Origin of the sequence: Pseudomonas sp. SK3(2021) (assembly GCF_016772375.1) — a bacterium.
Classification (GTDB): domain Bacteria; phylum Pseudomonadota; class Gammaproteobacteria; order Pseudomonadales; family Pseudomonadaceae; genus Aquipseudomonas; species Aquipseudomonas chlororaphis_I.
In genome coordinates, this window is sequence record NZ_CP061943.1 from 894,374 (window position 1) to 921,322 (window position 26,949).

Genomic DNA, 26,949 nt, shown 5'->3' on the forward strand with positions numbered 1-26,949 from the left:
CTGTCTCCAAGAACGCATCGTGGGCAATCGAGCGTCGACCGGCCGCTCCTACAGAGACAGTCTCAGCCTGCCAGTAACCAGGCGCCGGTCAGTGCCGACGCCGCGCCCGCCAGGCGTACCAGCGGCGCGGCGGCCTGTGGCAGGACCCGCACCACGGCATAACCGGCCGCGTGCAGTGCCGCGGTGGCAGCGACGAAGCCCGCGGCATAGCTCCAGGGGCTGGACATGTCCGGCAGTTCCAGGCCATGGGCCACGCCGTGGAACAGGGCGAACAGCGCGGTGGTGGCTACCGCCAGGCTCAGCGGTGGGCGCACCGCCAGGGCCACGGCCAGGCCGAGGGCCAGGACCGACGCGGCGATCCCGCTTTCCAGGGCCGGCAGGTTCAGCCCTTCAAACCCCAGTACGCCGCCAATCAGCATGGTGCCGACGAAGGTGCAGGGCAGTGCCCAGCGCGCCGCGCCTTGCTGCTGCGCGGCCCACAGGCCGACCGCAACCATCGCCAGCAGGTGGTCGAGGCCGCCGATCGGGTGGCTGATGCCGGCCATCAGGCCATTGTCGCCGTGGCCCGGGTGAGCGAAGGCCAGGGCGGGAGTCAGCAGCAGGGCGAGGGTGCCGAGAATACGTTTGAGGGTCATGGACAGGCTTCCTTGTTAATCTGGGTGAATAGAGCGATCAGGCCGCGGTCAGCAGGCCCTGGCGTTCGATAAAGGCGATTATTTCCTCCAGGCCCTGGCCGGTCTTCTGATTGCTGAAGACGAACGGCTTGCCGCCACGCATGCGCTTGGTATCGCCATCCATCATCTCCAGCGAAGCGCCGACCAGGGGCGCCAGGTCGATCTTGTTGATCACCAGCAGGTCGGACTTGCAAATGCCCGGGCCGCCCTTGCGCGGCAGCTTGTCGCCTGCCGACACGTCGATCACGTAGATGGTCAGGTCGGACAGCTCGGGGCTGAAGGTCGCCGACAGGTTGTCGCCGCCGGACTCCACCAGAATCAGGTCGAGGCCTGGAAAACGCCGGTTCAGCTGATCCACCGCTTCGAGGTTGATCGAGGCGTCTTCACGAATCGCCGTGTGCGGGCAGCCGCCGGTTTCCACGCCGATGATGCGCTCGGGCGCCAGGGCCTCGTTGCGCACCAGGAAGTCGGCGTCTTCGCGGGTGTAGATATCGTTGGTCACCACCGCCAGGTTGTAGCGTTCGCGCAGGGCCAGGCACAGGGCCAGGGTCAGGGCGGTCTTGCCGGAACCCACCGGGCCGCCGATGCCGACACGCAGAGGTTGTGCGTTCATATGCTTCTCCAAAGTAAAAAACGCCAAAGTAAAAGGATTCATGAACGGAACAGACGGCTGTACTGGCGCTCATGGGCCATGCACGCCAGGGACAGGCCGAAAGCGGCGCTGCCGTAATGTCCGGGGTCGAGGTTCGAGGCATTGCGCTGGGCCTGTTGCAACAGCGGCAGCAGTTCGCTGGTCAGGCGCTGGGCGGCTTGCTGGCCCAGGGGCAGGGTTTTCATCAGCACCGCCAGCTGGTTTTCCAGCCAACTCCACAGCCAGGCGGCCAGGGCGTCCTGCGGACTGATCCGCCAGGCCCGCGCGGCCAGGGCCCAACCCAGGGCCAGGTGCGGTTCGGCGATCTGCTCGAGAAAGGCGCGGGCCGGCGCATCCAGCTCGGGCAGGCCGTTCAGCAACTGTTGCAGGGAATAGCCCATTTGCCGGCTTTCCTGGTGCAGTTCGCGGGTTTCGCGGCTGGCGCGATGTGCCTGGCACAGCTGCAGCAATTGCGCCCAGTCCTCGTCCGCGGCCGCCTGGCAATGGGCCAGCAATAGCGGCGCTTCGAAGCGCGCCAGGTTGAGCAGCAACTGGTCGCCGATCCAGCGCCGGGCGCTGTGCGGGTCGTTGACCGTGGCCTGTTCCACGGCCATTTCCAGGCCCTGGGAATAGCTGTAGCCGCCAATCGGCAGCTGTGGGCTGGCCAGGCGCAGCAAGGCCCAGGCCGGATTCACGGGCGGACGCCGAACTGGTGCAGTCGCGGCGCGTAGTTGAAATCCTCGTCGCCGTGGCGGGAATGATGGTGGCCGCCGCCGTAGGCACCGTGTTCCGGCTGGAACGGCGCCTCGATGGTTGCGGTGCTGGCGCCGAGCTGTTCGAGCATGGCCTTGAGCACATAGTCGTCCAGCAGGCGCAGCCAGCCATCGCCGACTTGCAGGGCGACGTGGCGATTGCCCAGGTGATAGGCGGCGCGGGTCAGTTCGAAGGCATTGCGGCAGGTGACATGCAGCAGGGTTTCCGGACGCGCGCAGACCCGCACGATCCGGCCATCCTCGGCCTGCAGGCATTCGCCGTCGTGCAGCGGCGGCTGGCCACGCTCCAGAAACAGCCCGACGTCTTCGCCGTCGGCACTAAAACAGCGCAAGCGGCTTTTGCTGCGGGCTTCGAAGGTCAGGTGCAACTCGGCGGACCAGTCGGGTTGCGGCGCGATTCTGCGATGAATCACCAGCATTTGAAGGCTTCCAGCTATGAGCGATGCAGGGTGTAGAGCAAGTGCCTTGCCAATCGCCCGGTCTGATCGGAAACAGGTGGGAAGCGCCTGAAAATGGGGCAGGCTTATGTTTTATTTTGTTACAAATTCAGGATTCGAGCTGATTTATAGCACTGAGTTGGTGCGTTGTGCTGTTTTTTGATGCGCGGCAAAGCGCCGCTCTGGCGCAAGCCATAGCGGGTAGATGAGACGCTGGAGGAAGGTTGAGCGAAGCGGCGGGCTTATTCGGTGCTGCCCAGCCCCTGCCAATGCTTGAGGCCGATAAAGATGAAACGCAGCTGCTGGGTGATTTTCGCCTGGGGCGTGAGGTGTTCGGGCAGGGCTTGCGCGGGCGGGTCGATGATGTCCGGCAAGGTGGCGAACACACTCTTGACGATCAGGTCGGCCATCACCGTCAGGTCGGCGATGTTCAGGTGTTGCAGCTTGGGCATCAGGGTCAGGTCGGCTGCCAGGTCGGCGCTGATGTTTTCCCGCAGGCTGGCGATCGCCTGGCGCACCGGCAGCGAACCGCCGTACTGCTCGCGGGCGAGAAACAGGAACTGCGAGCGGTTGGCCGCCACCACGTCGAGGAAGATCCGTACCGAGGCATCGATGATGCCGCCCATGACAAATTCGTTATGGCGCACCAGGCGGATGGTTTCACGGAAGGTCTGGCCGACTTCGCTGACCAGTTCCAGGCCGAGCTGGTCCATATCGGCGAAATGCCGGTAGAAACCGGTCGGCACGATGCCGGCGGTTTTTGCCACTTCGCGCAGGCTCAGGCTGCCGAATCCGCGGCCGCATTCCATCAGGTGGCGGGCGGCGTCCATCAGAGCGTTGCGAGTCTGTTGTTTCTGTTCGGCGCGGGGCAGCATCGGCTGACTGGTTTCTGATCAAGAGAGCGGCGCACTCTAGCAAATCAACTTTGCCGGCGTCGAACCTGGTGGGGGGCGGTGGGCTGAAGGCGAGGTTCGGAGCGGAGCGGTGCGTGCAGAAAAAACGGCGCGGCTCAGGAAAAAACAAAGCCCGATCCAGGGACCGGGCTTTTTTGTAGAGGCATCATAGGCTTGACTCACAGCTGGGTTGCGTTAGGCCAAACGGTCGTTGCCGTCTTAAACCAGACCTTTCTCTTCCAGGCGATCACGGCCGCCTTCAGCTACAGCTTGGCCCAGGGGAGTGCGATCGAAGCCGTCTTCAGCCAGGGTCTGGCCTTGTGGAGTGCGGTCGCCGCCGTCGGAAGCCAGGGTCTGGCCTTGTGGGGTGCGGTCGCCGCCGTCGGAAGCCAGGGTCTGGCCTTGTGGGGTGCGGTCGCTGCCATCGGACGCCAGGGTCTGGCCTTGTGGGGTGCGGTCGCTACCGTCGGACGCCAGGGTCTGGCCTTGTGGGGTGCGGTCGCTGCCGTCGGACGCCAGGGTCTGGCCTTGTGGAGTGCGGTCGCTACCGTCGGATGCCAGGGTCTGGGTGAATACCGAGGTGCTTGCTTTGACTTGTGGGGTAGCCTGTTCAGCAGCTGGCAGGGCGAAAGCGTTGGCTGCCAGGATCGAGAGGGTCAGGCTAAGCAGTAATTGGCGTTTCATGATGGTTGCTCCTTGGGAGGGCGATAAAGTGGGTACGGAGCCAATGTTACGCGCGCTAAATCGATATAAAAGTTCATAAAGACAATGGTAATAATCAACAGAATTGATTGTTCGGCCCGAAGGCTCTAGAACGGGTGTTTCCAGAGAAGGGTTTTGCACCGGGGTGGGTATTTTCGACCCATCTGCGCCTCGCAAAAGTGCGGCGGCGGTAACGCCAAGCTGGCGCTTCGGTCAGAAAAATCCTGGCTTTTGTGTCTGATTCGCGGCGTTGGGTTAAACCTGCGGGCCGTTTGTCAGTCGTAGTTTTCATGACCGGTGGATTTCAACCCCGGCAGTTCACAGGGGCGTCGTTATCCCGGCGCCCGTCAGTAGTCAGGAGCCCTGTGCATGACGCGCACCCGTAAAATTCTCGCCTGGACAGTCGGTAGCCTTTTCCTGCTGCTGGCCGTGCTGGTACTGATCATCGCGTTCTTCGATTGGAACCGGATCAAGCCGCCACTCAATGCAAAAGTCTCCGAAGAACTGCATCGCCCCTTCGCCATCAACGGCAACCTGGCGGTGATCTGGCAGCGCGAGCTCGACGAAGGCGGTTGGCGGGCCTGGGTGCCGTGGCCGCACGTGGTGGCCGAGGACCTGACCCTGGGTAACCCCGAGTGGTCCAAGGCGCCGCAGATGGTCAGCCTCAAGCGCGTCGAATTGCGTATTTCACCCCTGGCCTTGCTGGCGCAGCGCGTGCGCATTCCGCGCATCGACCTCACCGAGCCGAACGCCGCCCTCGAGCGCCTGGCCGACGGCCGCGCCAACTGGACCTTCCGGTTCGACCCGCAAGACCCGGATGCCGAACCCTCCAACTGGGTGGTGGACATCGGCGCCATCGGCTTCGACAAAGGGCATGTCGTCCTCAATGACCAAAGCCTGAAAACCCGCCTCGACCTGCTGATCGATCCGCTGGGCAAGCCGATTCCGTTCAGCGACATCGTCGGCGACAAGGCGGCGAAGAAAGCCGAGGAGAAGGGCGCAGCTCCCCAGTCCTACGCCTTTGCCTTCAAGGCCAAGGGGCAATATCACGGCCAGGCCCTGGTCGGCTCCGGCAAGATCGGCGGCCTGCTGGCGCTGCAGGACGCGAGCAAGCCGTTCCCGCTGCAGGTTCAGGCAACGATCGGCGATACCCGCGTCGAACTGGCGGGCACCCTGACCGACCCGCTCAACCTCGGCGCGCTGGATCTGCGCATGAAGCTCGCCGGCACCAGCCTGAGCAACCTGTACCCGCTGACCGGCGTGACCCTGCCGGATTCGCCGGCCTATGCCACCGATGGCCACCTGAGTGTGCAGTTGCGCGATCCGGCCGGGGCGAAGTTCCAGTACCAAGACTTCAACGGCAAGATCGGCGACAGCGACATTCACGGCAACCTGACCTACGTCGCCAGCCAGCCGCGGCCCAAGCTGACCGGTGCGCTGGTGTCCAATCAGTTGCTGTTCAGCGACCTGGCGCCGCTGATCGGTGCCGACTCCAATGCCGAGCAGAAGGCCCGTGGCGGCGACAGCAAGCAACCGGCGGACAAGGTGCTGCCGGTGGAAGAGTTCCGCACCGAGCGCTGGCGCGACATGGACGCCGATGTCGAATTCACCGGCAAGCGCATCGTCCAAAGCGCTGATTTGCCCTTCACCGACCTGTACACCCACCTGGTGCTCGACGACGGTCGCCTGAGCCTGGAACCGCTGCGTTTCGGCGTGGCCGGCGGCAAGCTGGACGCGCAGATCCGCCTCAATGGCCAGGCTACGCCGCTGGAAGGCCGGGCCAAACTGACCGCGCGCAACTTCAAGCTCAAGCAGCTGTTCCCGAGCTTCGAGCTGATGAAAACCAGTTTCGGCGAACTCAACGGCGATGCCGATCTCGCCGGGCGCGGCAATTCGGTGGCGGCCCTGCTCGGCAGCGCCAACGGCGATCTGAAGATGCTGATCAACGACGGCGCCATCAGCCGCAGCCTGATGGAGATCGCCGGGCTCAACGTCGGCAACTATGTGATCGGCAAGATGTTTGGCGACAAGGAAGTGAAGATCAATTGCGCCGCCGCCGACTTCGGCATCAAGACCGGCCTGGCCACCACTCGCCTGTTCGTGTTCGATACCGAGAACGCGATCGTCTACATCGACGGCACCGCGAACATGGCCAGCGAGCAACTGGACCTGACCATCACTCCGGAATCCAAGGGCTTGCGCCTGTTCTCCCTGCGCTCGCCGCTCTATGTGCAAGGCAAGTTCATCAAGCCGGAGGCCGGGGTCAAGGCCGTACCGCTGATGTTGCGCGGCGCCGGCATGGTGGCGCTGGGGGTGATCGCCGGGCCGGCGGCCGGGTTGCTGGCGCTGGTGGCACCGAGCGGCGGCGAGCCGAACCAGTGTGCGCCGCTGCTCGAGCAGATGCGCTCGGGCAAGGCGCCGGTGGCGGTCAAGCCGACCCGTTGAGGCCGAGCGAGCTGGCTCGCGACAAACGATAACGCGCTGTCCCTGAATGACCGCGTGAACCGTATCGCGAGCAAGCTCGCTCCTACCGGGTCTCCAATGGGCGTCAACCGGCGGCGAGCATCGGATGTCCGGCCGCCTGGGCTTCTTCGCGCAGCCACTGGAAAAACACCCGTACCGGCGGATGCCGTTCACGCCCGGGCACGCACAAGGCGCTGTAGCCTGCGCCGTCGACATGGATTTCCGGGCGATAGGGCACCAGCAGGCCGCTGCCTACGCTCTCCGACACCAGGATATTGCTGGCCAGCACCAGGCCCTGGCCGGCAATGGCCGCCTGCAGCGCGTAGTGTTCCTCGTCGTATTCGCGAAACACCGGGCGATCCTCCATCCAGCTTTCCTGCGCCTTGTCGCACCAGGCCTGCCAGCCATGGGCATAGAGCTTGGAGTTGTGCCAGCGCACGCTGATCAGCGTCGGCGTTTGCTGGCGGGCCTGGGCCACCTGTTCCGGCGAGCCGTAGACCGCGAAGCACTCGTCGAACAGGCACAACCCATAGAGGTTCGGGTAGTCGTCCAGGCTGTAGCGGATCACCAGGTCGACGCTCGCGTCCTGCTGCAGGTCGATGACCTCGCAGTTGGTGTCCAGGCGCAGGTTGATATTCGGGTGCCGGGTATAAAAACGCCCCAGGCGCGGTACCAGCCACAGCGCGGCGAAGGCCGGCGTGGTGGAGATCATCAGGTTCGCACCGCTGCGTTGCGGGCGCAGGCTGTCGACGCTCTGCGCCACTTCCAGCAAGGCGCCGTGCAGGCTGTGGAACAGGCGCTCGCCGCATTCGGTCAGGCGCACCTGGCGTGGCAGGCGCTCGAACAGCGGCACGCCCAGCCAGCTTTCCAGGGAGCGGATCTGGTGGGAAATCGCCGTGGGTGTGACCGCCAGTTCCTCGGCGGCGGCCTTGAAACTCAGGAGTCGGGACGCCGATTCGAAGGCGCGCAAAGCGGTCAGCGGCAGGTTGGCAAACATAAAGGGCTACCTTATGGATGAAATGAATTCACCTTGATCAACTATTGCTCATTTGTTCCCGGGAGCCGGCATCAATAGCTTTATTCCTTGCCCAGGAAGGCTTTTTCACAGTCTTCCAGAATGATCCAGGATGAGGAATGACAGATGAGCAGAATTCTAGCAGTACATGGCAGCCCCCGTGGCGAACGCTCCCATTCGCGGCGGCTGACGGAGCGCTTTCTCCAGGCCTGGCTCGAGGCCCATCCCCAGGGCCAACTGACCCGTCGGGAAGTCGGCCGCGCTTCGCTGCCCCATGTCAGCGAGGCATTCGTCGCCGCGGCGTTTTATCCCGAGCCGCAGGCGCGGCCCCTGTCGATGCAGGCCGACCTGGCCCTGAGCGACGAACTGGTGACGGAGTTGCTGGAGCATGAGCTGCTGGTGATCTCGGCGCCGATGTACAACTTCAGCGTGCCCAGCGGCCTCAAGGCCTGGGTCGACCAGATCGTGCGCCTGGGCCTGACCTTCAATACCGTGCAGGACAACGGCATCGCTCAATACGAGCCGCTGGTGCGGGGTAAGAAAGCGCTGATCGTCACCAGTCGCGGCGGTTTCGGCTTCGGCCCGGGTGGCGAACTGGAAGCCATGAACCACGCCGATCCGTGGTTGCGCACCGCGCTGGGCTTTATCGGTATCGAGGACGTCACGGTGGTCGCGGCCGAAGGCGAGGAGTCGGCCGAGCGCACGTTCCAGGTGTCCTGCGCCGAAGCCGAGCAACGCCTGCTGGCGCTGGCGCGGACCTTCTGAGGAGGCGACATGGCCTGGCTGTTCTTGCTGATCGCCGCCGCCTTCGAAGTCACCTTCGCCATGGGCATGAAGTACGCCGAGGGTTTCACCCGGCTCTGGCCGTCGCTGCTGACGGTGCTGGCCGCGCTGGGCGGCATCTACTTCCTGACCCTGGCGATGCGGGAACTGCCGGTGAGCATCGCCTACCCGATCTGGACCGCCATCGGCTCCCTGGGCACGGTGTTCCTCGGTTTTGCCTTGCTGGGGGAGAGCCTGACGCTGGTCAAGCTGCTGTCGGTGGGGCTGATCGTGGCGGGGGTGGTGGGGTTGAAATAGTGGGTGGCCTCGGTGACCGGGAGATTTTTTCGCGAGCAAGCTCGCTCCTCCAGACCGGGCGCCGGGGAGTGGCGGGGCGATGTCATAGACTCCGGGGAATGTCATACAGTGGTCGCGAAGCTGTCATCTTGGCTGTCGATGCTCTTGGCTGCTGTCGCATCCAGCCTCGGGCGCCGCGGTCCCTGATACAAGTCCGATCACAAGGATGTTTCCATGCCCCAAGAGCTTGCCACGCGTTACCCGCTGGTCCTGGTCCCCGGCATGCTGGGGTTTATCCGGCTGGTGCTGTACTCCTACTGGTTCGGCATCGAGTCGGCGTTGCGTCGCGGCGGGGCCACGGTGATTGCGGTGCAGGTTTCGCCGCTGCATTCCACGGAGGTGCGCGGCGAGCAGTTGCTGGCGCGGATCGAGGAGATCCGTCGCGAAACCGGCGCCGACAAGGTCAACCTGATCGGCCACAGCCAGGGGGCGCTCACCGCCCGCTATGCCGCGGCCAAGCGCCCGGACTGGGTGGCCTCGGTGACCTCGGTGGCCGGGCCCAATCATGGCTCGGAGCTGGCCGACTACATCGAGCGCCACCATTCCATCGACACCCTGCGCGGGCGGGTGCTGAGTTTTATCCTGCGGGTGCTTGCCGTGCTGATGAGCTGGCTGGACACCGGCTATCGCGGGCCGAAGCTGCCGGCGGATATCCATGCCGCGCACCGCTCGCTGACCAGCGAGGGCGTGGCGCTGTTCAACCGCCAGTATCCCCAGGGCCTACCGGAGACCTGGGGCGGGCAGGGGCCGGAAGAGGTCAACGGGGTGCGCTATTACTCCTGGTCCGGCACCTTGCAGCCAGGCAAGACCAATCGCGGGCGCAACCTGTTCGACGGCACCAACCGCAGCTGCCGGCTGTTCGCCAGGACCTTTGTCCGCGAGGCCGGGCAGTGCGATGGCATGGTCGGCCGCTACAGCTCGCACCTGGGCACGGTGATTGGCGACGATTACCCCCTGGACCACTTCGATATCGTCAACCAGTCGTTGGGGCTGGTGGGCCGGGGCGCCGAGCCGATCCGGCTGTTCGTCGAGCATGCGCAGCGGTTGAAGGCGGCGGGGGTATAGCCCGAGAGGGATGTGGCGGTCTTGAGATTTATTGCGAGCAAGCTCGTTCCTGCAGGATCGAGCCGTCCCTTGCAGGCGCGAGCTGGCTCGCGATGACGATCTGTCAGGCGACGCTGACCTTGCGCCCCAGCACCGTGGTCCAGCGTTCCGACAGGATCACCCCGCCCAGGGTCAGCACCCCACCCACCAGGTGATACAGCGCCAGTTGTTCATGCAGCACCACGGCGGCAATCAGCGCGGTGATCAGCGGCAGCAGGTTGAAGAACAGCGTGGTGCGGCTGGGGCCCAGGCGCACCACCGCCTGCATCCAGGCCAGCGGCGCGAGCATCGAGGCCAGCAGGCAGGCATAGAGCACCAGGGGAATGTTGTGCAGGGTCAGGCCGGTTCTCGGCGAGGCCAGAAACAGCGGAAACAGCACCACCACGGCCACCAGCACCTGCAGGTACAGCAGTACCAGCGGCGGCAGGCGCAGCTGCCATTTTTTCAGCAGGGTGCTGTAGATCGCGTAGGCCAGGGTGGCGATCAGCATCATCGCGTCGCCCAAGTTCACGCCGTGTTCCAGCAGCACGTCGAGGCTGCCGGACGACACCACCACCAGCACCCCGGCAAACGACAGCACGGCACCGGCCAGGGCGCCGGCCGTCAGGCGCTGGCCGAGGCTGGCGATCGCCATGGCCAGCGACATCAGCGGCATCAGCGAGAGGATGATGCCCATGTTGGTGGCCGAGGTCAGCGTCGCGGCGAAGTAGGCCAGGCTCTGGTACACCGCCATGCCCAGCACGCCGAGGATGAAGATCTTGCCCAGGTTCGGGCGGATCACCGCCCAGTGGGCGAGCACCGCCTTGAGCATGAACGGTGTGAACAACAGGCCGGCCAGCAGCCAGCGATAGAAACCGATCTCCGCGGGGAAGATTGCCCCGACCGCCAGCTTGTTGATGACGGTATTGCCGGCCCAGATAAAGACGGCCAGTAATGGATAAGCGTATGGCATGAGGAAAACCAGGACGTTGATGAAGGGTGATTATCCCTCTGTCTGGATCCAGGCCTATACTTCGATCCAGACAACCCGCCCCTGAATCCGGACAACATGAGCAAAAAACACATCGACCTGCTGCCTTTCAGCGGTCTGCCGGCCCCGGTGTACTTCCGCTACGCCGATTTCGACGCCCACAGCCATGCGCTGGAGCATCGCCATTCCTGGGGCTGCCTGGAGTATTCGGCCCACGGCGTGATGCACATGGAGATCGCCGGCCAGCGCTTCATGTCGCCGCCGCAGTACGCCATCTGGATTCCGCCGGGCACCGAGCATAGCTTCTACAGCCCGCAACCGATCGTATACCGCGCCGTGTGCCTGGCCCCGGAGCTGTGCCGGGGGCTGCCGCAGCAGGCTTGCACCCTGGCTATCAGCGAGATTCTCAAGGCGATCCTCAAGGACTTCGCCGCGCGCGATGTGCAGATCCCCGAGCAGGAAACGGACAGCCGCCTGGCCCAGGTAATGCTCGACCAGTTGCAGCAGGCGCCGGTGCATGACGGTTACCTGCCTTATGCCAGCAGCCCGGCCTTGCTCGGCGTGCTGGAGGCATTGCAGGCCGCCCCGGGGGATAACCGCGCGCTGGCCGATTGGGCGCGGCAGATCCATGTCAGCGAACGCACCCTGGCCCGGCAATTCGTGCGCGAACTGGGCATGAGTTTCGGCGAGTGGCGCCAGCGCCTGCGCTTTTTGGCGTCCATCGAGGCGCTGGACAGTGCGCGCAGTGTCCAGGAGGTGGCGTTCGACATGGGCTACAGCAGCGCCTCGGCGTTTATCGCGATGTTCCAGCGCCAGGCCGGCTGCACCCCCGAGCAGTACCGGCGCACCAGCCTACAGAACAGGTGAACCTGTAACAGGGTTTGTCTACACTGCGCTGGAGGCCGCGCCCGTCGGTGCGGTAACAAGGAGAAAACTCCATGAAGACGCTGCGTATCCCTTTGTTGATGGTTGGCCTGCTGCTCTGTTCCCAAGGATTTGCCGCCACCGCCCAGCAGAACAAGATGACCACGTGCAACGCCGACGCCACCGCCAAAGCCCTCAAGGGCGATGAACGCAAAGCCTTTATGAGCACCTGCCTGAAAGCCACCCCGGCTGCCGCGGCAACCCCGTCCACTCCGCAGGAACGGATGAAGACCTGCAACGCCGACGCCACTGCCAAAGCCCTCAAGGGCGATGAGCGCAAGACCTTCATGAGCACCTGCCTGAAGAAGCAATAACCTTCTTCCATTCAGGCGCGAGCTTGTTCACGATCCGGTCGCGGCGGTTTGCCTGACACACCCTGTATCGTTGATCGCCAGCAAACCCGCGCCTGTCGGCCTCGCATCGCCAGTGCAACGCTGGCAGACTGCCAATCCTTTCACGCTGTTTGTTTGAGGCTGTATGCCAACGTTTTCTCAGCGTCATCTGTTGTTGTTCAGTTGGGTGATCATCTTTGGCGGCCTGTTGCTGGTAATACCGTTGCGGCTATTACCCAGCCTGCTGGCGGGCCTGTTGGTGTTCGAGCTGGTCAACATGCTCACCCCGCAACTGCAACGGCTGATCGAAGGTCGGCGGGCGCGCTGGTTGGCGGTGGCCCTGCTCGGCACCTTGGTGGTCAGCGTGTTGACGCTGCTGTTCGCCGGCGCCATCAGCTTCCTGCTGCACGAAGCGGAGAACCCGGGGGCTTCCCTGGACAAATTCATGGCGGTGGTGGACAAGGCGCGCGGCCAGCTGCCGCCGTTCCTTGATTCCTATCTGCCGGCCAGCGCGGCGGAGTTCCAGGTGGCCATCGGCGCTTGGGCCAGCAAGCACCTGAGCGAGTTGCAGCTGGTGGGCAAGGACGCGGCGCACATGTTCGTGACCTTGCTGATCGGCATGGTGCTGGGGGCGATCATCGCCTTGCAGCGCATGCCCGACCTGACCAAGCGCAAACCGCTGGCGGCCGCGCTGTTCGACCGCCTGCACCTGCTGGTCCAGGCCTTTCGCAACATCGTGTTCGCGCAGATCAAGATTTCCCTGCTCAACACCTTCTTCACCGGGATCTTCCTGGCGTTGGTCCTGCCGATGTTCGGCGTCAAGCTGCCGCTGACCAAGACCCTGATCGTGCTGACCTTCCTGCTGGGGCTGCTGCCGGTGATCGGCAACCTGATCTCCAACACCCTGATCACCATCGTCGGCCTGTCGCTGTCGATCTGGGTGGCCGCGGCGGCGCTGGGCTACCTGATCTTTATCCACAAGCTGGAATACTTCCTCAACGCGCGGATCGTCGGCGGGCAGATCAGCGCCAAGTCCTGGGAACTGCTGTTGGCGATGCTGGTGTTCGAGGCGGCGTTCGGCCTGCCGGGGGTGGTGGCCGGGCCGATTTACTACGCCTACCTGAAGAGCGAGTTGAAGCTGGCGGGGTTGGTTTGAGCTGACGCTATCCCTGTAGCCGCTGCCGAAGGCTGCGATAAGGTCCGCAGGACCTTCAGCGATTTTGACATCGCTACGGCCGTTTCGGCCGATCGCAGCCTGCGGCAGCGGCTACAGGGGAGGGCGTTTAGCCGTAGCGTTTCTTCGCTTCGATCGCCAGGCCGCTGCCGATGCTGCCGAAGATGTTGCCTTCGACGTGGCGTGCGTTGGGCAGCATGTCCGCGACGCTCTGGCGCAGGGCCGGGATGCCGCTGGAACCGCCGGTGAAGAACACCGTATCGACCTGGCCGACGCCGACATTGGCATCGCCCAGCAGCTGTGTGACGCTGCCGCGGATGCGTTCCAGCAGGCTGTCGATGGACGACTCGAACAGTGCCCGGCTCAGGTCCACGCTCAGGCCCGCCTCGATACGGTCCAGGGGCACCACGCGGTTATCGGCGTGGGTCAGCTGGATCTTGGTTTCTTCCACCTCCATCGCCAGCCAGTGCCCGGCGCGCTGTTCGATCAGCTTGAACAGGCGGTCGATGCCGCCGGTGTCTTCGATGTCGTAGCGCATGCTGCCCAGGGCCAGTTGGGACTTCTGCGAGTACACCGAGTTGATGGTGTGCCAGGTCGCCAGGTTCATGTGGGTGCTGGTGGGCATGTAGGCGCCGCTCTTCATCCGGCTGCCGTAGCCGAACAGCGGCATCAGGCCCTGTAGGCTCAATTGCTTGTCGAAGTCGGTCCCGCCGATGTGCACGCCGCCGGTGGCGAGGATGTCCTCGTGGCGGTTGTCCAGGCCACGGCGTTCGGGCGACAGGCGCACCAGGGAGAAGTCGGAAGTACCACCGCCGATGTCGACGATCAGCACCAGCTCTTCGCGTTCGATGGTCGACTCGTAGTCGAAGGCTGCGGCGATTGGCTCGTACTGGAAGGAGACTTCCTTGAAGCCCAGCTTGCGCGCCACTTCCACCAGGGTGTCCTGGGCCTCCTGGTCGGCGGCGGCGTCGTCATCGACGAAAAACACCGGGCGGCCCAGCACCACTTCCTCGAACTCCCGGCCGGCGGCGGCTTCGGCGCGGCTCTTGAGTTGGCCGATGAACAGGCCCAGCAGGTCCTTGAACGGCATCGCCGTGCCCAGCACGCTGGTGTCGTGCTTGATCAGCTTGGAGCCCAGCAGGCTCTTCAGCGAGCGCATCAGCCGGCCTTCGTAGCCTTCCAGGTACTCGTGCAGCGCCAGGCGGCCATACACCGGACGGCGTTCTTCGATGTTGAAGAACACCACCGACGGCAGGGTGATCTTGTCGTCTTCCAGCGCAATCAGCGTTTCCATGCCGGGGCGCAGCCAGCCGACCGTGGAGTTGGACGTGCCGAAGTCGATACCGCAGGCACGGGCCGCAGATGCGTTTTTCATGTCTTTCGAGTTCCGGTTGGAAAAAACGGCCGCGCAGTGTATGCCAGTCGTTCGCAGAATCGAAGGCCGACTATCCGCTAAATCGAAACCCGCAAGCCTTGAAAGACTATTCTTTACCCCAAACTTGCAGGCATGGGCCGGGCAGCCACCGGGCGGTCGCAAGAACCGCCGCCAGCTGCCGATAAACTTCTGCTGCGCCGCGTGAGTCACAGTATTGAGATCGATCAGCCTCGACGCTGCTCAAGAGTGCATGCTGTACGTCCCGCCGCGCCACATTGATAACGGATGGTGATCCTTAGATGGACTTCAAAGACTATTACAAGATTCTCGGGGTGGAGCCGACGGCGGACGACAAGGCGATCAAGGCCGCCTATCGCAAGCTGGCGCGCAAATACCACCCCGATGTCAGCAAGGAAAAAGACGCCGAAGCCAAGTTCAAGGACGTCTCTGAAGCCTATGAAGCGCTGAAAAGCGCGGACAAGCGGGCCGAATACGACGACCTGCGGCGTTATGGCCAGCACGGCCAGCCGTTCCAGGGCCCACCGGGCTGGAAAGGTCGAGCGGAGGCGGGCGGCTTTGGCGATGGCGGGGATTTTTCGGACTTCTTCAGTTCGATCTTCGGCAACCGCGGGCCGGGGTTCGGTGGTGGACACTCGCGCAGCGCCGGGCGCAGGGGGCAAGACGTGGAAATGGAATTACCGATCTTCCTGGAAGAAACCCTGTCGGCCGAGTCGAAGAAGGTCAGCTTCAAGGTGCCGCAGTACAACGCCGCCGGCCAGCACGTCAGCAACACCAGCAAGAGCCTGAACGTGAAGATCCCGGCCGGTGTCGCCGACGGCGAGCGCATCCGCCTCAAGGGCCAGGGTGCGCCGGGCGTCGGTGGCGGGGCCAATGGCGACCTGTACCTGACCATTCGTTTCGCGCCCCATCCGAAGTTCGATATCGAGGGCGAGAACCTGATCATCACCTTGCCGCTGGCCCCTTGGGAGCTGGCGTTGGGGACCGAGGTCGCGGTGCCGACCCTGACCGGCAAGATCAACCTCAAGGTTCCGGCCGGCAGCCAGAACGGCCAGCGCATGCGCGCCAAGGGCCATGGCCTGCCGAACAAGGCCGGGCATCGCGGTTATCTGTTCGTGCAGCTCAAGGCAGTGATGCCCAAGGCTTGCGGCGACGACGTCAAGGCGTTGTGGCAGGAACTGGCGAAGAAAGCCGCCTTCAACCCGCGGGAGCATTTCTGATCTGCAACCCATTCTGATCTGGGACATAGGAGTCGCTAACCATGAGCACCCTGATCGTTCAGCTGGATATGGAAGAGTTCTGCGAGGTGGCCGATCTGCCGGCCGCCTATGTGATTGAAATCGTCGAGCACGGGATCCTCGATCCCCATGGCTCGACACCCCGCGACTGGCGTTTCACCGACTATGAACTGGCGGTCGCCAAGCGCGCCGCCAAGTTGCGGCGCGATCTGGAGCTGGAGTGGGAAGGCGTCGCCCTGGCGCTGGAACTGCTCGACGAAGTCCGCGAGTTGCGCACGGAAAACCAGATGCTCAAGCAGCGCCTGGGGCGCCTGCTCGCCGATTGAGGCTGCGCGTTATCATGCATCGCGCTTCTAGCATGGACGGCGATATCCCTGTAGCCGCTGCCGAGCCCGCGAGGCTGCGCCCGGCCGCGAAGCGGTCGTAAAACCGGACAACCCATTCTTCCTGGAAAACTGCGTGCCCAGGCTTTGCGAGGACTTCGTCGGAATGCCGCCCACCTCTATCGCAGCCTCGCGGGCTCGGCAGCGGCTACGGGTGTTCATCCTGGTTGGCGGCTACAACGGTTCGGCGCGCGATACCCGCGGCAGGGTCACGCTGAAGGTGGTGCCATCGCTCTCGTTAGAGCTGACGTCGATGCTGCCCTGGTGCGCGGTGACCACTTCCTTGACGATGAACAGGCCCAGGCCGAGGCTGGTGGACGGGCTGCCGAGTTCTTCGTTGGCGCTGCGCACCAGGGGATCGAAGAGGGTGCTCAGGGCTTCCTTGGGGATCGGCGGACCATAGTTATGGATGGTCAGCAGCACCTGGTCGGCGCCGCCGGTGAGGGTGACGGTCACGGTGCGGTTATCGCTGCCATGCTGCAGGGCATTGCCGATCAGGTTCTGCAGCATCTGTTCGATGCGCCCGCGATCCCAGATGCCATGGCTGTCGCCATGGAAGTTCAGCACCGGCGTGCAGTCCGGCTGGCCGGCGCAGGCTTCGTCCATGGCCGCCTTGGCAGCACTGGCCATGTCCATGGGCGCGGGTTCAATGGGCAGGCTGCTGCCCAGGCGGCTACGCACGAACTCCAGCAGATCGCCGACCATCGCCGCCATGTGCCTGGCGCTGCTCTTGATCCGCGACACATAGGTCAGCGCATCGGCGTCCAGCGCGACTTTGCGCGCCAGCATCTCGGTGGACATGCTCACCGCCTGCAAGGGCGCGCGCAGGTCGTGACCGAGAATCGCCAGGAAGATATCCCGCGAGCGGTTGACCTGTTCGGCATACGCCGCGGTGGATTCGGCCAGCGCCTCGTCGATGGCTTCGTTGAAACGGATCATGTCGTGGAAATAGGCCAGCTGCGGCGACTCCAGGCTGGCGACCCAGAGGCGGATTACGCAGGCGCGCAGGTGGCGGAACTCCGAGGTCATCTGTACCAGGTCGAAGCCGACGTTATGGCGCAACTCGCCATGGCTGGCGGCGGCTTCGTCGAGGCTCGGGGTCTTTTCCGGGCCTTCGCCCCTGGCCTTGGCCGCCTGTTCGCTGGCGGTCTGGGCAGTGCGCATGTCGCGAGCGGCGGCCAGCAGGATGGACTTGGCATGGTCGCGCAATTGCAGGCGGGTCAGGGAGTCGGTATCGGGGGCAATGGAGCGGGCGAAACGCTCCCACTCATCAACGATGCGATCGACATGTTGCGCGATGAAATCGGGTAGACGCATGGCCGGGGACCTTGTCAGGCAGCAAGAGTGAGGACGGCGTGTCGAATTCTAGTCGCGATTGAGCCGTTCAACACGGCAAGCCCCCCGACCCTGCCGACCGTTGGGCGGCCCGCAGGGGCGCCCGTGGATCCAGGTTTCTAGAACAGGAAGTAGCGCTGGGCCATCGGCAACACGTCCGCCGGCTCGCACCACAGCAGCACGCCGTCGGCCTTGACCTGATAAGTCTGCGGGTCGACCTCGATGTCCGGCAGGTAGTCGTTGTGGATCAGGTCGGTCTTTTGCACGTCGCGGCAGCCCTTGACCACCGCGATCTGCTTTTTCAGCCCCAGTTGCTGCGGCACCCCGGCCTCCAGCGCGGCCTGGCTGATAAAGGTCAGGCTGGTAGCGTGCCGGCTGCCGCCAAAACTGGCGAACATCGGTCGGTAATGCACCGGCTGCGGGGTCGGGATCGAGGCGTTGGCATCGCCCATCAGGCTGGCGGCGATGGCCCCGCCCTTGAGGATCAGCGTCGGCTTGACCCCGAAGAACGCCGGGCGCCAGAGCACCAGGTCGGCCCATTTGCCGATTTCGATGGAGCCCACTTCGTGGCTGATGCCGTGGGTGATCGCCGGGTTGATGGTGTATTTGGCGATGTAGCGCTTGACCCGGAAGTTGCTGTTGCCGGCGCCGTCGCCCGGCAACGGGCCGCGCTGGCGGTGCATCTTGTCGGCGGTCTGCCAGGTGCGGGTGATGACCTCGCCGACCCGGCCCATGGCCTGGCTGTCGGAGCTGATCATCGAGAAGGCGCCCAGGTCGTGGAGGATGTCTTCGGCGGCGATGGTTTCGCGGCGGATGCGGCTTTCGGCGAAGGCCACGTCCTCGGCGATGCTCGGGTCCAGGTGGTGGCAGACCATCAACATGTCCAGGTGTTCGTCGATGGTGTTGCGGGTGAACGGCCGGGTCGGGTTGGTCGAGCTCGGCAGCACGTTGGGGAAACCGCAGGCCTTGATGATGTCCGGGGCGTGGCCGCCGCCGGCGCCTTCGGTGTGATAGGTGTGGATGGTGCGGCCCTTGAACGCGCCGAGGGTGGTTTCGACGAAACCCGACTCGTTGAGGGTGTCGGTGTGGATCGCCACCTGCACGTCGTACTGGTCGGCGACGCTCAGGCAGTTGTCGATGCTGGCCGGGGTGGTGCCCCAGTCTTCGTGGAGCTTGAGGCCGATGGCCCCGGCCTTGACCTGCTCGATCAGGGGCTCCGGCAGGCTGGCGTTGCCCTTGCCGGTGAAGCCGATGTTCATCGGGAACGAGTCCGCCGCCTGGAGCATGCGCGCCATGTGCCAGGGCCCCGAGGTGCAGGTGGTGGCGTTGGTGCCGGTGGCCGGCCCGGTGCCGCCGCCGATCATGGTGGTGACGCCGCTCATCAGCGCCTCTTCGATCTGCTGCGGGCAGATGAAGTGGATATGGGTGTCGATGCCGCCGGCGGTGAGGATCATGCCCTCGCCGGCGATGACTTCGGTGCTGGCACCGACGGCGATGGTCACGTCGGGCTGGATATCCGGGTTGCCGGCCTTGCCGATAGCGGCGATGCGCCCGTCCTTGAGGCCGACGTCGGCCTTGACGATGCCCCAGTGATCGATGATCAGCGCGTTGGTGATCAGGGTGTCGACCACTTCGGCCGCCAGCAACTGGCCCTGGCCCATGCCGTCACGGATCACCTTGCCGCCGCCGAACTTCACTTCTTCGCCGTAGGTGGTGAAGTCCTTCTCGACTTCGATCCACAGCTCGGTGTCGGCCAGGCGGACCTTGTCGCCGACGGTGGGGCCGAACATGTCGGCATAGGCTTGGCGGGAAATCTTCATTGCACCTTCCTAAGAATTGAGTCGGGCACCTGTAGCCGCTGCCGAAGGCTGCGATAAGGGCCGAAGGACCTTGGTTCCCGATTGCACGACGGGTGATGAACGTTGGTCCCGGATTGCTGATCCAGAACCGCAGGCCTGCTGCGCAGGCCATCGCAGCCTGCGGCAGCGGCTACAGGGATTGCATTCAGTCCAGGTCGCCCATGATCCGCCCGGCAAAGCCGAACACCCGGCGATGCCCGGCCAGGTCCACCAGTTCCACCTCGCGGGTCTGCCCCGGCTCGAAGCGCACGGCGGTGCCGGCCGGGATGTTCAGGCGCATGCCACGGCTGGCGGCGCGGTCGAAGGTCAGGGCGTCGTTGGTTTCGAAAAAGTGATAGTGCGAGCCCACCTGGATCGGCCGGTCGCCGCTGTTGGCGACGCTCAGGCTGAGGGTGCGGCGACCGGCGTTGAGTTCGATGTCGCCGGGCTGGATCTGGTATTGGCCTGGAATCATACGGGTTGCCCCAGAGTCTTGAAGTAAATGGCGGTCGGGCTGTAGGTGCCGTCCGGGCTTTGGCAGTAGTTCGGCAGTTCGCCGACGCGGGTGTAGCCGAGGGCGCTGTAGAAGGCTTCGGCGTCCGAGCCGGCCTCGGTGTCCAGGTACAGCAGGCCGCGCTTGTGCTGGCGCGCCGCGTGCTCCACGGCGTGCATCAACTGCTGGCCCATGCCACGGCGGCGAGCGTCGTGGCGCACCTGGAGCTTCTGCACCTCGGCGCGATTGAGGCCGTTGGGCTTCTGGCACAGCGCCAGTTGCACGCTGGCCAGGACCCGCTCGTCCTGCACCACCACCCACAGCAGCAGGCTGCCGTCGGCCACGCTGGCCTGGACGCTGTTGACGTAGGCGCGGGCCTGTTCCTCGTCGAGGTCGGCCATGAAACCCAGCGAGGCGCCGTGGCCCACGGCGTCGAACAACAGATCAATCAACCCCTGGCGATAGTGGGCAAAGCTCTCCGCATGGACTCGACGCAGTTGGGCGGCGTTCATCGGGTATCACTCCTTGTGGATGGTGGGCGGCAGCGCCCCCGGATCGAGGGTCAGCTGCATGAAGGTCAGGTCCAGCCAGCGCCCGAACTTGGTGCCCACCTGCGGCATCTGTCCGCTGGTGACGAAGCCCAGGCGTTCGTGCAGGCGGATCGAGGCGGCATTGCCGCTTTCGATGGCCGCGACCATCACGTGCTTGTCGCAGGTTCTGGCGCGTTCGATCAGCGCTTGCATCAGGCGCGGGCCGAGGCCGTTGCCGCGCTGGTCGTTGCGGATATACACCGAGTGCTCGACGGTATGGCGGAAACCGTCGAAAGGTCGCCAGTCGCCGAACGAGGCATAACCGAGCACGCTGTCGTCGGCGTCGACCGCCACCAGGATCGGGTAACCCTGGGCCTGGCGGGCGCTGAACCAGGCCTGGCGATTGCCCAGGTCCACGGCCTGCTCGTTCCAGATCGCCGTGGTATTGAGTACGGCGTCGTTATAGATATCGCGGATCGCCGGCAGGTCGGCATGCACGGCATCGCGGATGGAATACGTCATGTGCGGCCTCAGGCGATCGGTTGATGGACGGTGACCAGCTTGGTGCCGTCGGGGAAGGTCGCTTCCACCTGGATTTCCGGAATCATCTCCGGGATGCCTTCCATCACCTGTTCGCGCGTCAGCAGGGTGGTGCCGTAGTGCATCAGCTCGGCCACGGTCTGGCCGTCGCGGGCGCCTTCGAGCAGTGCCGCGGAAATGTAGGCCATGGCTTCCGGATAATTGAGCTTCACCCCCCGCGCCAGGCGCCGTTCGGCCACCAGGCCGGCGGTGAAGATCAGCAGTTTGTCTTTTTCGCGTGGGGTCAGGTCCATCGTTGGAAATCCGTTGTTGAGCAGTTGAAAGAGGGCATGGCGCGATGCATCCGTAGCCGCTGCCGCAGGCTGCGATCGGCTCCGCAGGAGACGCACCCTGGTTGACGCGATCTGCCTGATACAGCGCGGCGCCGGGTTCGGCGCCCGCTACGCGGACGATTGCAGCCTGCGGCAGCGGCTACAGGAAAGTCGTGTCGTTGTGTCATGTGCTCCAGATCCTCGGCGGCAGCGCCTCGCGGCCCAGCAGGGCGGGGCGCAACAAGCGCCACAGGTCGATCAGCCAGGCGCGGGCCAGCAGCGCTTCGCTGGCCAGGCAGCGGGCCACCAGCAGGCCGGGCAGTTGCGTCAGGTCGCCGCGCACGGCATGAGGCAGTGCCCGGCAACGCTCCAGCAACGGGCTGTCGATCTCGCCGGTGGCCAGCAAGGTGGCGAAGACCGGCTGGCCGTCCAGGCCGATCGGCGAGTCGAGCAAGCCGTCGCCGCCGGCAATGCGCTGGCGTTCGTGCCAGAGCAACTGGCCGTCGCGGCGGATGTCCAGGTGCGACTGGAAGTGCCCGAGGTCGAAACGTTCGTCGCTGGCGGGGCGACCGAGGGCTACCACGTCCCAGTAGAACAGCCGGGCGTCGCCTTGCAGCTCGATACGGGTGCTCAGCTCGGCCTGGGCGGCGCTGAACACGATGGTTTCCTGGGGCAGCCATTCCAGGGTGGCACCGGCGGCGACGTGCAATTCCAGGGTCTGACAGGCCGGCCCGGTGGCGCGATACCACTTGGCGGCGCCGGGGCTGGTCAGTTGCGCCCAGGCATCGTTGTCGACGCTGGCGCGGATCTGCAGGCGGTCGCCGCCGGCAATCCCGCCGGGCGGGTGGACGATGATGTGCTGGCAGACCTCGGGGCCTTCGGCGTACAGGTGCTTCTGCACCCGCAACGGGCCCTTGTGCCGGCGCTGGACCGGGCGCGTGCTGTCGCCAAAGCGGGCGTAGCCGAGTTCCAGCTCGGCATGCCAGCTGGGGGTGAACAGGGCGGTGTGGGCAGGCAGGTTCATGATTCGTGCTTAGTGTCGGGACGTTACAGGTTAGATCGTAACCAGTCCGCGCACACCCTCGGCTTCCATATTTTCACCGCGGCCCTGCTGGACGATTTCGCCTCGGGACATCACCAGGTACTGATCGGCCAGTTCGGCGGCGAAGTCGTAGAACTGTTCCACCAGGAGGATCGCCATGTCGCCGCGTGCCGCGAGTTTCTTGATCACTGCGCCGATTTCCTTGATCACCGACGGCTGGATGCCCTCGGTGGGCTCGTCGAGGATCAACAGCCGTGGCCGACTGGCCAGGGCGCGGCCGATGGCCAGCTGCTGTTGCTGGCCGCCGGACAGGTCGCCGCCGCGCCGCTGTTTCATTTGCAGCAGCACCGGGAACAGCTCGTAGATAAAGGCCGGCACTTCCTTGGCCTCCTTCGCGCCAAAACGAGAAAGCCCCATCAACAGGTTTTCTTCCACGGTCAGGCGGCCGAAGATTTCCCGGCCCTGGGGCACGTAGGCGATGCCGGCATGCACCCGCTGATGGGGCTTGTAGGCGGTGATGGCCTGGCCTTCCCAGTTCACCGCGCCTTCCTTGGCCGGCAGCAGGCCCATCAGGCATTTGAGCAAGGTGGTCTTGCCCACCCCGTTGCGCCCGAGCAGGCAGGTGACTTCGCCGACCTTCGCCTCGAAGCTCAGGCCCCGCAGGATGTGGCTACCGCCGTAGTACTGGTGCAACTTGTCGACTTGCAGCATTTCAAATTCCCCTCATACCTGTAGCCGCTGCCGCAGGCTGCGATAAGGTCCGCAGGACCTTCCCGGGCCTTCCAGAGTACGCCCTCTTCGAGGTCGATCGCAGCCTTCGGCAGCGGCTACAACAGCTATCCGGTGGATCAGCGGCCGAGATAGACCTCGATCACCCGTTCGTTTTCCTGCACCTGTTCCAGCGACCCTTCGGCCAGCACGCTGCCCTGGTGCAGGACGGTGACGTGGTCGGCGATCGAGCCGACGAAGCCCATGTCGTGCTCCACCACCATCAGCGAATGCTTGCCCGCCAGGCGCTTGAACAGCTCGGCGGTGAACTCGGTCTCGGCATCGGTCATGCCTGCCACCGGCTCGTCGAGCAGCAGCAGTTGCGGGTCCTGCATCAGCAGCATGCCGATCTCCAGGAACTGCTTCTGGCCGTGGGACAGCAGGCCGGCCTGGCGCTCCACCGAGGCGGTCAGGCGAATGGTTTCCAGCACTTCGTCGATCCGCTCCTTCTGCTCGCCGGAAAGTTTCGCCCGCAGGCTGGCCCACACCGACTTGTCGGTCTTCTGCGCCAGCTCCAGGTTTTCGAACACGCTCAGGGCTTCGAACACCGTGGGCTTCTGGAACTTGCGGCCGATGCCGGCCTGGGCGATCTGCACCTCGCTCATCTGCGTCAGGTCCAGGGTCTCGCCGAACCAGGCCTTGCCGTGGGTGGGCCGGGTCTTGCCGGTGATCACGTCCATCAGGGTGGTCTTGCCCGCGCCGTTGGGGCCGATGATGCAGCGCAACTCGCCGACGCCGATGTACAGGTTGAGGTCGTTGAGCGCCTTGAAACCGTCGAAGCTGACGCTGATGTCTTCCAGGGTCAGGATGGTGCCGTGGCGGGTGTTCAGGCCCTTGCCGGCGGCCTGGCCGAGGCCGATGGCGTCGCGGCTGCTACCGGCGTCCTTGTTGGGTTCGAGGATGGGCTCAAGCATGAAGTCAGCCGTCGCAGTGACTCTCATTGTTCACCTCGTTTTTTCAGCAGGCCGATTACACCTTTAGGCAGGTACAGGGTCACGACGATAAACAGCGCGCCGAGGAAGAACAGCCAGTATTCCGGGAAGGCCACGGTGAACCAGCTCTTCATGCCATTGACCACGCCGGCGCCGAGCAGTGGGCCGATCAGTGTGCCGCGACCGCCCAGGGCGACCCACACGGCGGCCTCGATGGAGTTGGTCGGCGACATTTCGCTGGGGTTGATGATGCCCACCTGCGGTACATACAAGGCGCCGGCCAGGCCGCAGAGCACCGCGCTCAGCACCCAGACGAACAGCTTGAAGCCGCGTGGGTCGTAGCCGCAGAACATCAGGCGGTTTTCCGCATCGCGCAGCGCGGTCAGCACCCGGCCGAATTTGCTCCGGGCCAGGCGCCAGCCGATGTACAGGCTGGCCACCAGCAACAGCACGGTGGCCAGGAACAGCACCGCGCGGGTCCCGGGCTCGGTGATGCCGAAGCCGAGGATGGTGCGGAAGTTGGTGAAGCCGTTGTTGCCGCCAAAGCCGGTCTCGTTGCGAAAGAACAGGAGCATGCCGGCGAAGGTCAGGGCCTGGGTCATGATCGAGAAATACACGCCCTTGATCCGCGAGCGGAAGGCGAAGAAGCCGAACACCAGCGCCAGCAAGCCCGGTGCCAGCACCACCAGGCACAGGGCCCAGAGGAAGCTGCCGGTGCCGCTCCAGTACCAGGGCAACTCGGTCCACGACAGGAAGGTCATGAACGCCGGCAGGCTGTCCTCCGCGGCCTGGCGCATCAGGTACATGCCCATGGCGTAGCCGCCGAGGGCGAAGAACAGGCCATGGCCCAGGGACAGCAGCCCGGCATACCCCCAGACCAGGTCCAGGGCCAGGGCGACGATGGCGTAGCAGAGGATCTTGCCCACCAGGGTCAGGGTGTAGGCCGAGACGTGCAGCGGGTTGTCCGGCGCCAGCAGCGAGAGCAGCGGCAGGGCCAGCAGCACCACCAGGATCAGCGCGCCGACGGCGACGGAAACCTTGGGCCCGGCCTTTTGCGTAGCGGTTACTAGTAGAGGCTGATTCATCGGGGCGTGCTCGCGTCCAGGAACGCACCGCGGCGCAGGCTGCCGGCGTGCCAGGCAAGGCGCGGAGCGCAGGTGATGGTTGCTCCCTCGGCAAGACCCGCAACGTGGCATGGCGCGTTGACAGTCGCACCCCGCAGGGCTGTTGCCTCGTTGGTGGCGAGGCCTGTTTCGATAGGGCTGTTGGCAAACATATTCATCTTCCTTCTCGGTGCCGCCGCCAGCGAGGCAACGGCGCGGTCGTCAATGGGCGTGAGCATGCCCCGCTTAGTCGATCACCCGTCCTTTCAATGCGAAGAGGCCTTGCGGGCGTTTCTGGATAAACAGAATGATCAGCGCGAGGATCAGGATCTTGCCGAGCACGGCGCCGATCTGCGGTTCGAGAATCTTGTTGGCTATCCCCAGGCCGAAGGCGGCGAACACGCTACCGGCCAGTTGGCCGACGCCGCCGAGCACCACCACCAGGAACGAGTCGATGATGTAGCTCTGGCCCAGGTCCGGGCCGACGTTGCCGATCTGGCTCAGGGCCACGCCACCGAGGCCGGCGATGCCGGAGCCGAGGCCGAAGGCGAGCATGTCCACCCGTCCGGTGGGCACGCCACAGCAGGCGGCCATGTTGCGGTTCTGGGTGACCGCGCGCACGTTCAGGCCCAGGCGGGTCTTGTTCAGCAGCAGCCACGTGAGTACGACGACAAACAGCGCGAAGGCGATGATCACGATGCGGTTGTAGGGCAGCACCAGGTTGGGCAGCACCTGGATCCCGCCGGACAGCCAGGCCGGGTTCGACACCTCGACGTTCTGCGCGCCGAACACCAGGCGCACCAGCTGGATCAGCATCAGGCTGATGCCCCAGGTGGCGAGCAGGGTTTCCAGCGGCCGGCCGTAGAGATGGCGGATCACCGTGCGCTCCAGGGCCATGCCGATGCCGGCGGTGACGAAGAACGCCACCGGCAGGGCGAGCAGCGGGTAGAACTCGATGGCCTGCGGGGCGTAGCGCTGGAACAGCAACTGCACCATGTAGGTGGAGTAGGCGCCGAGCATCAGCATCTCGCCGTGGGCCATGTTGATCACCCCGAGCAGGCCGAAGGTAATCGCCAGGCCCAGGGCCGCCAGCAGCAGGATCGAACCCAGGGACATGCCGCTGAAGGCCTGGCCGAGCACTTCGCCCACCAGCAGCTTGCGCTTGACCTGGGCCAGGCTGGTTTCGGCGGCGGTGCGTACCCCGGCATCGGCTTCCACCCCGGGTTCGAGCAGGCCTTCGAGGCGGGTGCGGGCCAGCGGGTCGCCGGTTTCCCCCAGCAGGCGTACCGCGGCCAGGCGCACGGCCGGGTCGCTGTCCACCAGTTGCAGGTTGGCCAGGGCCAGGCTCAGGGCGTCATGCACGGCCTGGTCCTGTTCGGCGGCCAGGCTGGCATCGAGGAACTTCAATTGCGCCGGCTTGGCGCTTTTCTGCAACTGCTGCGCGGCGGCCAGACGGATGGCGGCATCGCTGGCGAGCAGTTGATGGCTGGCCATGGCGGTGTCGATCAGGCCCCGCAGGCGATTGTTCAGGCGCAGGGTCTTGGCTTGCCCATCGACGGTCAGCTGGCCTTGCTGCAAGGCGCCGAGCAGTTCGAGGTGCGCCGGGTCGGGCTGCGCGGCCCAGCTTTCCAGGAGCCGGGCCTGTTGCGTGGCGTTGGCCGCGACAAAATCTTCGGCGTCGCCGGCCCTGGCGGCCAAGGGCAGCAACAGCAGGCAGGCGAGAATGAAACGGTAGAGGGCAGTGGGCATATCAGTGTCCTTGAAAGCGTCCGGATGACCTCGCGGTACACCCGGACACTGTAGGAGCGAGCTTGCTCGCGATGAGGTCCGCA

General features: G+C 64.8%; 29 protein-coding genes. 9 read left to right on the top strand and 20 right to left on the bottom strand.

The annotated features are described in order from the left end of the window. Positions 1–62: 62 nt before the first annotated feature. The 6 genes from IF690_RS03975 to IF690_RS04000 all read right to left on the bottom strand — a co-directional run bounded on the left by IF690_RS03975 (position 63) and on the right by IF690_RS04000 (position 4,092). Entirely contained in the window at positions 63–635 is a 573-nt protein-coding gene (locus IF690_RS03975) for a HupE/UreJ family protein (protein ID WP_202698920.1), read from the bottom strand. A gap of 37 nt (positions 636–672) precedes the next feature. After that, the gene (gene ureG / locus IF690_RS03980; protein WP_202698921.1) at positions 673–1,287 is read right to left on the bottom strand and encodes an urease accessory protein UreG; all 615 of its coding nucleotides are present in this window, start codon (positions 1,285–1,287) and stop codon (positions 673–675) included. A 38-nt stretch (positions 1,288–1,325) separates the two neighbouring features. Next, positions 1,326–2,000 carry an urease accessory protein UreF gene (locus IF690_RS03985; protein WP_202698922.1) on the bottom strand — a complete coding sequence of 225 codons (675 nt, stop codon included), beginning with the start codon at positions 1,998–2,000 and terminating at the stop codon, positions 1,326–1,328. Beyond that, entirely contained in the window at positions 1,997–2,497 is a 501-nt protein-coding gene (ureE, locus tag IF690_RS03990; protein ID WP_202698923.1) for an urease accessory protein UreE, read from the bottom strand. Before ureE ends, IF690_RS03985 begins: the two co-directional genes overlap by 4 nt. Before the next feature lie 260 nt (positions 2,498–2,757). After that, a complete protein-coding gene (locus IF690_RS03995) occupies positions 2,758–3,390 on the bottom strand; it encodes a TetR family transcriptional regulator (protein WP_124322986.1) in 633 nt (210 codons plus the stop codon). Between the two features lie 237 nt (positions 3,391–3,627). Next, positions 3,628–4,092: a hypothetical protein gene (locus IF690_RS04000; RefSeq protein ID WP_087089941.1), complete on the bottom strand. Its 465-nt coding sequence runs from the start codon at positions 4,090–4,092 to the stop codon at positions 3,628–3,630. A gap of 387 nt (positions 4,093–4,479) precedes the next feature. Here IF690_RS04000 and IF690_RS04005 point away from each other — a divergent pair, with 387 nt between their 5' ends. Further along, positions 4,480–6,555, top strand: a complete 2,076-nt coding sequence (locus IF690_RS04005) for an AsmA family protein (RefSeq protein ID WP_202698924.1) — start codon at positions 4,480–4,482, stop codon at positions 6,553–6,555. Positions 6,556–6,658: 103 nt separating this feature from the next. Here IF690_RS04005 and IF690_RS04010 read toward each other — a convergent pair whose 3' ends face one another. Beyond that, the gene (locus IF690_RS04010; RefSeq protein ID WP_202698925.1) at positions 6,659–7,570 is read right to left on the bottom strand and encodes a LysR substrate-binding domain-containing protein; all 912 of its coding nucleotides are present in this window, start codon (positions 7,568–7,570) and stop codon (positions 6,659–6,661) included. 144 nt (positions 7,571–7,714) lie between these two features. Here IF690_RS04010 and IF690_RS04015 point away from each other — a divergent pair, with 144 nt between their 5' ends. The 3 genes from IF690_RS04015 to IF690_RS04025 all read left to right on the top strand — a co-directional run bounded on the left by IF690_RS04015 (position 7,715) and on the right by IF690_RS04025 (position 9,772). Next, positions 7,715–8,353 (top strand): FMN-dependent NADH-azoreductase, encoded by a 639-nt coding sequence (locus tag IF690_RS04015; RefSeq protein WP_009046728.1) that lies wholly within the window; start codon positions 7,715–7,717, stop codon positions 8,351–8,353. A gap of 9 nt (positions 8,354–8,362) precedes the next feature. Then, a complete protein-coding gene (locus IF690_RS04020; protein WP_202698926.1) occupies positions 8,363–8,668 on the top strand; it encodes a DMT family transporter in 306 nt (101 codons plus the stop codon). A 213-nt stretch (positions 8,669–8,881) separates the two neighbouring features. Further along, positions 8,882–9,772, top strand: a complete 891-nt coding sequence (locus IF690_RS04025; RefSeq protein WP_202698927.1) for an esterase/lipase family protein — start codon at positions 8,882–8,884, stop codon at positions 9,770–9,772. Positions 9,773–9,875: 103 nt separating this feature from the next. On the opposite strand, the gene IF690_RS04030 is transcribed toward IF690_RS04025, so the two are convergent. After that, positions 9,876–10,763 (bottom strand): DMT family transporter, encoded by an 888-nt coding sequence (locus IF690_RS04030; RefSeq protein ID WP_202698928.1) that lies wholly within the window; start codon positions 10,761–10,763, stop codon positions 9,876–9,878. A gap of 96 nt (positions 10,764–10,859) precedes the next feature. Here IF690_RS04030 and IF690_RS04035 point away from each other — a divergent pair, with 96 nt between their 5' ends. The 3 genes from IF690_RS04035 to IF690_RS04045 all read left to right on the top strand — a co-directional run bounded on the left by IF690_RS04035 (position 10,860) and on the right by IF690_RS04045 (position 13,193). Further along, positions 10,860–11,648, top strand: coding sequence for an AraC family transcriptional regulator (locus tag IF690_RS04035; protein ID WP_202698929.1), 789 nt, complete (start codon positions 10,860–10,862; stop codon positions 11,646–11,648). A gap of 71 nt (positions 11,649–11,719) precedes the next feature. Continuing rightward, the gene (locus IF690_RS04040) at positions 11,720–12,019 is read left to right on the top strand and encodes a PsiF family protein (RefSeq protein WP_202698930.1); all 300 of its coding nucleotides are present in this window, start codon (positions 11,720–11,722) and stop codon (positions 12,017–12,019) included. Between the two features lie 163 nt (positions 12,020–12,182). Next, positions 12,183–13,193: an AI-2E family transporter gene (locus tag IF690_RS04045; RefSeq protein WP_202698931.1), complete on the top strand. Its 1,011-nt coding sequence runs from the start codon at positions 12,183–12,185 to the stop codon at positions 13,191–13,193. Positions 13,194–13,320: 127 nt separating this feature from the next. Here IF690_RS04045 and IF690_RS04050 read toward each other — a convergent pair whose 3' ends face one another. After that, positions 13,321–14,586, bottom strand: a complete 1,266-nt coding sequence (locus tag IF690_RS04050; RefSeq protein ID WP_009041945.1) for an Hsp70 family protein — start codon at positions 14,584–14,586, stop codon at positions 13,321–13,323. A 299-nt stretch (positions 14,587–14,885) separates the two neighbouring features. Between IF690_RS04050 and IF690_RS04055 the strand changes: the two genes are divergently transcribed. Next, positions 14,886–15,824, top strand: coding sequence for a DnaJ C-terminal domain-containing protein (locus tag IF690_RS04055; RefSeq protein WP_202698932.1), 939 nt, complete (start codon positions 14,886–14,888; stop codon positions 15,822–15,824). A 41-nt stretch (positions 15,825–15,865) separates the two neighbouring features. Continuing rightward, positions 15,866–16,168 carry a chaperone modulator CbpM gene (locus tag IF690_RS04060; RefSeq protein WP_202698933.1) on the top strand — a complete coding sequence of 101 codons (303 nt, stop codon included), beginning with the start codon at positions 15,866–15,868 and terminating at the stop codon, positions 16,166–16,168. A 231-nt stretch (positions 16,169–16,399) separates the two neighbouring features. Here IF690_RS04060 and IF690_RS04065 read toward each other — a convergent pair whose 3' ends face one another. From IF690_RS04065 to urtB, 11 genes are all read right to left on the bottom strand, one after another. Then, positions 16,400–17,542 (bottom strand): sensor histidine kinase, encoded by a 1,143-nt coding sequence (locus tag IF690_RS04065; RefSeq protein WP_202698934.1) that lies wholly within the window; start codon positions 17,540–17,542, stop codon positions 16,400–16,402. Positions 17,543–17,679: 137 nt separating this feature from the next. After that, entirely contained in the window at positions 17,680–19,380 is a 1,701-nt protein-coding gene (ureC, locus tag IF690_RS04070; RefSeq protein WP_202698935.1) for an urease subunit alpha, read from the bottom strand. Between the two features lie 184 nt (positions 19,381–19,564). Further along, entirely contained in the window at positions 19,565–19,873 is a 309-nt protein-coding gene (locus IF690_RS04075; RefSeq protein ID WP_023970264.1) for an urease subunit beta, read from the bottom strand. Then, positions 19,870–20,403, bottom strand: coding sequence for a GNAT family N-acetyltransferase (locus IF690_RS04080; RefSeq protein WP_202698936.1), 534 nt, complete (start codon positions 20,401–20,403; stop codon positions 19,870–19,872). The genes IF690_RS04075 and IF690_RS04080 overlap by 4 nt, the downstream gene beginning before the upstream one ends. A gap of 6 nt (positions 20,404–20,409) precedes the next feature. Continuing rightward, positions 20,410–20,943, bottom strand: a complete 534-nt coding sequence (locus tag IF690_RS04085; protein WP_202698937.1) for a GNAT family N-acetyltransferase — start codon at positions 20,941–20,943, stop codon at positions 20,410–20,412. Between the two features lie 8 nt (positions 20,944–20,951). Beyond that, positions 20,952–21,254: an urease subunit gamma gene (gene ureA / locus IF690_RS04090; RefSeq protein WP_007927275.1), complete on the bottom strand. Its 303-nt coding sequence runs from the start codon at positions 21,252–21,254 to the stop codon at positions 20,952–20,954. Positions 21,255–21,456: 202 nt separating this feature from the next. Beyond that, on the bottom strand, positions 21,457–22,296 hold the full coding sequence (locus IF690_RS04095; protein ID WP_202698938.1) for an urease accessory protein UreD: 840 nt from the start codon (positions 22,294–22,296) through the stop codon (positions 21,457–21,459). A gap of 30 nt (positions 22,297–22,326) precedes the next feature. Continuing rightward, on the bottom strand, positions 22,327–23,025 hold the full coding sequence (gene urtE, locus IF690_RS04100) for an urea ABC transporter ATP-binding subunit UrtE (protein WP_023970269.1): 699 nt from the start codon (positions 23,023–23,025) through the stop codon (positions 22,327–22,329). Between the two features lie 137 nt (positions 23,026–23,162). Further along, positions 23,163–24,023 carry an urea ABC transporter ATP-binding protein UrtD gene (gene urtD / locus IF690_RS04105; RefSeq protein WP_202698939.1) on the bottom strand — a complete coding sequence of 287 codons (861 nt, stop codon included), beginning with the start codon at positions 24,021–24,023 and terminating at the stop codon, positions 23,163–23,165. Beyond that, a complete protein-coding gene (gene urtC, locus IF690_RS04110; protein WP_202698940.1) occupies positions 24,020–25,099 on the bottom strand; it encodes an urea ABC transporter permease subunit UrtC in 1,080 nt (359 codons plus the stop codon). The genes urtD and urtC overlap by 4 nt, the downstream gene beginning before the upstream one ends. A 264-nt stretch (positions 25,100–25,363) precedes the next feature. Continuing rightward, positions 25,364–26,866: an urea ABC transporter permease subunit UrtB gene (urtB, locus tag IF690_RS04115; protein WP_202698941.1), complete on the bottom strand. Its 1,503-nt coding sequence runs from the start codon at positions 26,864–26,866 to the stop codon at positions 25,364–25,366. Positions 26,867–26,949 lie beyond the last annotated feature (83 nt).

Bases quoted from the DNA above. Each gene is read 5' to 3' on its own strand.
- IF690_RS04045 (WP_202698931.1), top strand. From the start codon at position 12,183: ATGCCAACGTTTTCTCAGCGTCATCTGTTGTTGTTCAGTTGGGTGATC.
- ureG (WP_202698921.1), bottom strand. From the start codon at position 1,287: ATGAACGCACAACCTCTGCGTGTCGGCATCGGCGGCCCGGTGGGTTCC.
- IF690_RS04020 (WP_202698926.1), top strand. From the start codon at position 8,363: ATGGCCTGGCTGTTCTTGCTGATCGCCGCCGCCTTCGAAGTCACCTTC.
- IF690_RS03995 (WP_124322986.1), bottom strand. From the start codon at position 3,390: ATGCTGCCCCGCGCCGAACAGAAACAACAGACTCGCAACGCTCTGATG.
- IF690_RS04080 (WP_202698936.1), bottom strand. From the start codon at position 20,403: ATGAACGCCGCCCAACTGCGTCGAGTCCATGCGGAGAGCTTTGCCCAC.
- IF690_RS04035 (WP_202698929.1), top strand. From the start codon at position 10,860: ATGAGCAAAAAACACATCGACCTGCTGCCTTTCAGCGGTCTGCCGGCC.
- IF690_RS04095 (WP_202698938.1), bottom strand. From the start codon at position 22,296: ATGAACCTGCCTGCCCACACCGCCCTGTTCACCCCCAGCTGGCATGCC.
- ureC (WP_202698935.1), bottom strand. From the start codon at position 19,380: ATGAAGATTTCCCGCCAAGCCTATGCCGACATGTTCGGCCCCACCGTC.
- IF690_RS04060 (WP_202698933.1), top strand. From the start codon at position 15,866: ATGAGCACCCTGATCGTTCAGCTGGATATGGAAGAGTTCTGCGAGGTG.
- IF690_RS03975 (WP_202698920.1), bottom strand. From the start codon at position 635: ATGACCCTCAAACGTATTCTCGGCACCCTCGCCCTGCTGCTGACTCCC.
- urtB (WP_202698941.1), bottom strand. From the start codon at position 26,866: ATGCCCACTGCCCTCTACCGTTTCATTCTCGCCTGCCTGCTGTTGCTG.
- IF690_RS04065 (WP_202698934.1), bottom strand. From the start codon at position 17,542: ATGCGTCTACCCGATTTCATCGCGCAACATGTCGATCGCATCGTTGAT.
- urtC (WP_202698940.1), bottom strand. From the start codon at position 25,099: ATGAATCAGCCTCTACTAGTAACCGCTACGCAAAAGGCCGGGCCCAAG.
- ureE (WP_202698923.1), bottom strand. From the start codon at position 2,497: ATGCTGGTGATTCATCGCAGAATCGCGCCGCAACCCGACTGGTCCGCC.
- urtD (WP_202698939.1), bottom strand. From the start codon at position 24,023: ATGAGAGTCACTGCGACGGCTGACTTCATGCTTGAGCCCATCCTCGAA.
- ureA (WP_007927275.1), bottom strand. From the start codon at position 21,254: ATGGACCTGACCCCACGCGAAAAAGACAAACTGCTGATCTTCACCGCC.
- IF690_RS04015 (WP_009046728.1), top strand. From the start codon at position 7,715: ATGAGCAGAATTCTAGCAGTACATGGCAGCCCCCGTGGCGAACGCTCC.
- IF690_RS04050 (WP_009041945.1), bottom strand. From the start codon at position 14,586: ATGAAAAACGCATCTGCGGCCCGTGCCTGCGGTATCGACTTCGGCACG.
- IF690_RS04055 (WP_202698932.1), top strand. From the start codon at position 14,886: ATGGACTTCAAAGACTATTACAAGATTCTCGGGGTGGAGCCGACGGCG.
- urtE (WP_023970269.1), bottom strand. From the start codon at position 23,025: ATGCTGCAAGTCGACAAGTTGCACCAGTACTACGGCGGTAGCCACATC.
- IF690_RS04030 (WP_202698928.1), bottom strand. From the start codon at position 10,763: ATGCCATACGCTTATCCATTACTGGCCGTCTTTATCTGGGCCGGCAAT.
- IF690_RS04005 (WP_202698924.1), top strand. From the start codon at position 4,480: ATGACGCGCACCCGTAAAATTCTCGCCTGGACAGTCGGTAGCCTTTTC.
- IF690_RS04010 (WP_202698925.1), bottom strand. From the start codon at position 7,570: ATGTTTGCCAACCTGCCGCTGACCGCTTTGCGCGCCTTCGAATCGGCG.
- IF690_RS04025 (WP_202698927.1), top strand. From the start codon at position 8,882: ATGCCCCAAGAGCTTGCCACGCGTTACCCGCTGGTCCTGGTCCCCGGC.
- IF690_RS04040 (WP_202698930.1), top strand. From the start codon at position 11,720: ATGAAGACGCTGCGTATCCCTTTGTTGATGGTTGGCCTGCTGCTCTGT.
- IF690_RS04075 (WP_023970264.1), bottom strand. From the start codon at position 19,873: ATGATTCCAGGCCAATACCAGATCCAGCCCGGCGACATCGAACTCAAC.
- IF690_RS04085 (WP_202698937.1), bottom strand. From the start codon at position 20,943: ATGACGTATTCCATCCGCGATGCCGTGCATGCCGACCTGCCGGCGATC.
- IF690_RS04000 (WP_087089941.1), bottom strand. From the start codon at position 4,092: ATGAAACGCCAATTACTGCTTAGCCTGACCCTCTCGATCCTGGCAGCC.